Raw genomic sequence first — 4,587 nt, forward strand, 5'->3', positions numbered from 1 at the left:
CGATACGGCGGACGAAGAAGGTCAAGCTCGATACTCGCTGAACTTCTTTGGTAATTCGCTCGGCGTCATCGACAAAGTAACGATGTCGTTGGATGAATCGGACGTGACCTTCGAGCGACGGCCGGGGGCGAAGCGGTCCATCGATCTGGACGATTTGCTCACGATACGGACCCCGCAAATGCTCCGGCTCTCTGCAGACGGGCAATGGTTGGTCTATCGAGTAGCGGAGGGTGATCTTGCGACTAACCGTCCGATTCTGCAGCCGACCTGTTTCTTTGTCGTATCGACCAAGCAACCTAATGCAACATCGCGCGCACTGTCCCTGGATGCCGCGACGGTGAGCAACGTTATTTGGACTCCCGATGGCAAAGGGTTGGTGTACTCCACCGACGCCGAGCTGCGGTTGCTGGACATCGCTTCAGGCGAGCACACCCCACTGTTGAGCGCGCAAGCGCTGCAGAAGTGCTGTGACGAGGGTGGCCGTTACGAGAAGTTCGGGTACGAGATGGCTTTCTCACCGGACGGGCGGTATCTGGCGCTCCAGGTATCGCGAGTCACTAAAGTGCCGACTGCCCCGAAGCCGCTGCGATCCATCGAAGTGCTCGATCCTCGCCAGGAAATCCTGCCGCAGGATCGTACGTTGAATCAGCTGTGGGTACTGGATATGCGCAGCCGCGAGCCTCGTCTGGCGGTGAGCGAGGACTACGAGGTGGTCTCGTTCGATTGGTCTCCGGACAGCACGCAGTTCGTATTCGCCGGCTGTCGATCAGCAGCGCCGGGCATGATGCGAAAGTACTGCCCGTGGGTGAGCGATCTGTTCGTGGCGAATGCTGAGCGAGGTGACGTTCGGGTGCTCATTGATCGAGAGGGTGCCGACGTGCGCCCACGATGGTCGCCTGATGGACGAACCATCGCATTCCTGTCCCAGCCTTTCTTGCCGCCGGGTGCTGAGTACGACGGGGCTTTCGTAACAACGCTCGCGGTAGTGGACGCGAGCGGCGCTGCGCCGCCTCGATTCATCGGGGAGCATTTGGATCGAGTGGCGAGCACCTCGATCGAGTACGCGCCGCAGTGGACGTTGGATGGCGCGGCACTGGACATCAAAGCATCCCATCATCTCAGTCAGCACGTATTTCGCGTTCGCCTGCGGGACGGGAATGTCACTCGCCTCACGCCTCGTACTGAGCGACATTATTGGGAATCTTCCTATTCGGCGGACGGACGAACCGTGGCCTTCACGGAGGAAGGCGTTGGAGTGCCGGCGGACATCCTGGTATCTGCCACAACGCGGATGTCTCCGCGGGTGCTGACACATTTGAATCCGGAGTGGGACTCGCTCACAGTGCCAACGGCGCAGACCGTGCATTGGCCCAGCGCGGATGGTCGCTGGACCATCCATGGGTTGCTCATCAAGCCGTCGCACTATCAAGCCGGGCGGCGCTACCCGTTGTTGGTCGCGATTCAAGGAGGGCCGGGGCAGGTCGATCAGGTCGCCAATCCGCCTCATCAAATGTATCCAGTGCTCGCGTTGGTAGAGCGGGGCTATGCCGTGCTGTTACCGAACAGCCGTGGGCGTGACGGTTTCGGTCGTGCTTTCCGTCACGCCATACGCGACGAACAAAGTTACGTCCTGCATCAGGCACAGGACGTGATCGACGGAGTAGATGCCATGATCGCCTCGGGCTTGGCAGATCCGGACAAGCTTGGGCTGCTGGGTTTCAGTTACGGCGAGACGCTGGGGCTGCAGGTGTTACGCACGACGGATCGCTTTCGTGCGGCTGTCGTTGGCGGCGGTACCCCACATCTACTCTCGGATCTTCAAGCCGCGCCGTCGGAGTTGAGACCGCTGTATCGGGATCTGTATGGCCTGTCGAGCCCGTTCGACCCAGCAGTGATAGCTCGGGCGTTCGAGCAGACTGCGCTGTTCTCTCTGCATCGAATCAGTACGCCGGTGATGATCGAGGCGGGCGAGCGCGACAGCGTGGCCCAGGACAGCATGCTATTCGCCGGCCTCCGGGATTTCGGGTTGCCTGCGGAGCTTCATGTCATCCCACGCTCAGGGCATGGCTGGGAAGAGCCGCTGTTGCTCAAGGATGCTTATGAGCGGCAAGTCGCTTGGCTGGATTATTGGTTGCTACGCAAGCCGCTATCCGACAATGAACGTCAGGCACGCTATGACCAATGGCAGCAGCGCAAAGAGGCATCGTGAGTTGCTCGAGGCCGCGCCGGTGATGCGCAGCCACGACCCAGCGCGCCTCTGGCCTCCCGGCCATTGAGGCGCGCAGGATGAACCCGCGTCTGTCTCTAGAACCATGTCGTGAGAGTGACGCGGAACGCGCGCGGTGAGCCCGGGGTGATGTTGGTGTTGCTGTTGGCGAACTGGTAGTAGTCCTCGTCCAGCAGATTCTCGATGTTTACTTGGGCTTGAAATCGATCGTTGAACGTGAAGTAAGCGGCAGCATCCACGCGAGTGAAGCTGGGCAGTGTCACATTGACGCCGCTCGGCGACCGGTTCTCCGTGGCGGCCAGCAAGTCATCTTTGCGAATGATGCCGAGACCGACGCCCCACGTCTGAGAAATGTCATAACGATTCCACAGCGAGAACGTGTTCTTCGGCAGTGCTGCCAGCCGCGAACCTTTCAGCACGGTCGCCGATTGGTCGCGCGTGACTTCACCATCCTGATAGGCGAACGCGCCGATGATGCTCCAGCTTTCGGTCAGGTTACCGGTGACGCCCAGTTCGATTCCTTGATTGCGTTGACCATCGATCAGGATGGAACGATTGACCGGATCGGCAGGATCGGGAATCGCGATGTTGGCGCGTTCCAAGCGGAAGATCGCGGCGGTCAACGCGAGATTGGCCGAGGCATCCCACTTGGCGCCGATTTCGTAGTTGGTGAATTCTTCCGGATCGAGCGATCTGTTGGTCGCCGAGAGCGATGCAAGTTGGTCGCCGGCACGAGGTTGATAGGTCAAGGCATAGCTTGCGTACAGCGACAGTTCTTCCACGGGCTTGTGGATCAGCGCCAGCCGCGGCGACAGCAGGTTATCGGTCGAACTGAACTTGGCACCGGTGCGATTGTTTCGCAGGTCGACGTTGAAATTGTCGTAGCGCAGGCCGGCGACGACATTCCATTTCGGCGTCAGCACGATCTCGTCTTGCACATAGAGTGCGGCAACTTTCGCCGCGCCTTTGTTGTCCGCATCGGTCGCCGATTGACGCCAGTTGAGCGGCAGCGAGGTGCGCGGGTTGCTCAAAAGAACCTGGGTCGAGGTCGTGCCGGGAGCAACGCTGTCGAAGTAGCCGGTTTCCCGGAAGTTCTCGGTCTGTTGCCGGCCCAGCTCGAAGCCGGTCAGCAGGTTGTGCTGTACGCTGCCGGTATCGAGCGTGAACAGCAGGTCGGTCTGGTTGAAGGCGTTGCGACGCTCGGTGGCATTGTTGTAGGCAGAGATCTGCACCATCGTGCCCGCCGGGTTGCCGGCGATCGGTGCGGTATTGACCGCTCCCGGAAATACGTTCTGATAGAACTTGTCGTAGTCGGCGACGCGAAAGCGGCTGCGTAGCAGGGTGGTGTCGCTCAAGCGATGTTCGATGAGCGCATTGGCCATCTTGACCGTAGTGTCGGTGGGCGAGCGTGCCGGATCGCCGAAGAACGTGCCTGCGTCCACTTGCAATGGGCGGCCGAGGTAGGACGACACGCCTCGATCGGCAATGCGCTCATCATGGAAATACTCGACGCCGAAGCTCAGGGTCGTCGCGTCGCTGGCGTGTACCGTCAATGTCGGATTGATGCCATATCGCTCCAAGGTGACACCGTCGCGATAGCTATCGGAATCCTCATACAGACTGTTGACCCGAAACGCGACAGTGTCAGTGAGGCTCTGGCCCACATCCACAGCCAGGCGCTTGTTGCTGTTGGAGCCTGCTTGCAGGATCAGATCGCGCACCTGTCGACCGTCGGCTTGCTTGCTGACACGATTGATCAAGCCACCGACGCCGCCGCGACCGAACAGCATGCCGTTCGGGCCCTTGAGCACCTCGACCTGTTCGATGTTGTACAAATCGCGGTAGTACTGCACGTCATCGCGCATGCCGTCGAGGAAGAAGTCTCCGGTCGAGCTGCTGCCACGAATCACTGGGGTTTCGCGATTGCCTTCGCCTTGGGCCATGCCGATGCCTGGCACATAGGCGACGGCATCGCCGATATTTTGCATGCTCAGGTCGTTGATGGTTTGCCGGCTGACCACGCTGATGGACTGCGGCACATCACGCAGCAAGGTATCGGTTTTGGTAGAGGCGGCGATGGGCGTGCTGTAGCTTTCGGCTTCCGCTGTAGCGCGTACTTTGGGCAGTACTGCGGGACTGTCTTCGGCGTGCGCGAGAGCGCTTGCCAGTATCGATGTGACAGCAATGGAGACGTGGCGAAGATGAGAGGGCAGCGACATACGAGTTTCTCGATTTCAGGAAAGACAACTGTTGTTGTATGATTGAAACAATAATGATTCGCATTACGGTAGCGTGGGTATTGTCGGATCTTTGTCAAATGGGACGTGTGGATGGTCCGTATCTGCAGCGCCACAGGCGCG

The 4,587-nt window shown here is 59.7% G+C and carries 2 protein-coding genes; one reads left to right on the top strand and one right to left on the bottom strand.

The features are described from left to right. On the top strand, positions 1–2,209 hold a 2,209-nt coding region (locus JNL55_RS25015), incomplete at its 5' end, for a prolyl oligopeptidase family serine peptidase (RefSeq protein ID WP_293860711.1). A 95-nt stretch (positions 2,210–2,304) separates the two neighbouring features. Here the strand turns inward: JNL55_RS25015 and JNL55_RS25020 are convergent. Further along, positions 2,305–4,446, bottom strand: a complete 2,142-nt coding sequence (locus tag JNL55_RS25020; protein WP_293860714.1) for a TonB-dependent receptor — start codon at positions 4,444–4,446, stop codon at positions 2,305–2,307. Positions 4,447–4,587: the final 141 nt, after the last annotated feature.

It is taken from the genome of Steroidobacter sp., from assembly GCF_016790065.1.
Lineage (GTDB): Bacteria > Pseudomonadota > Gammaproteobacteria > Steroidobacterales > Steroidobacteraceae > Steroidobacter.

Bases quoted from the DNA above. Each gene is read 5' to 3' on its own strand.
- JNL55_RS25020 (WP_293860714.1), bottom strand. From the start codon at position 4,446: ATGTCGCTGCCCTCTCATCTTCGCCACGTCTCCATTGCTGTCACATCG.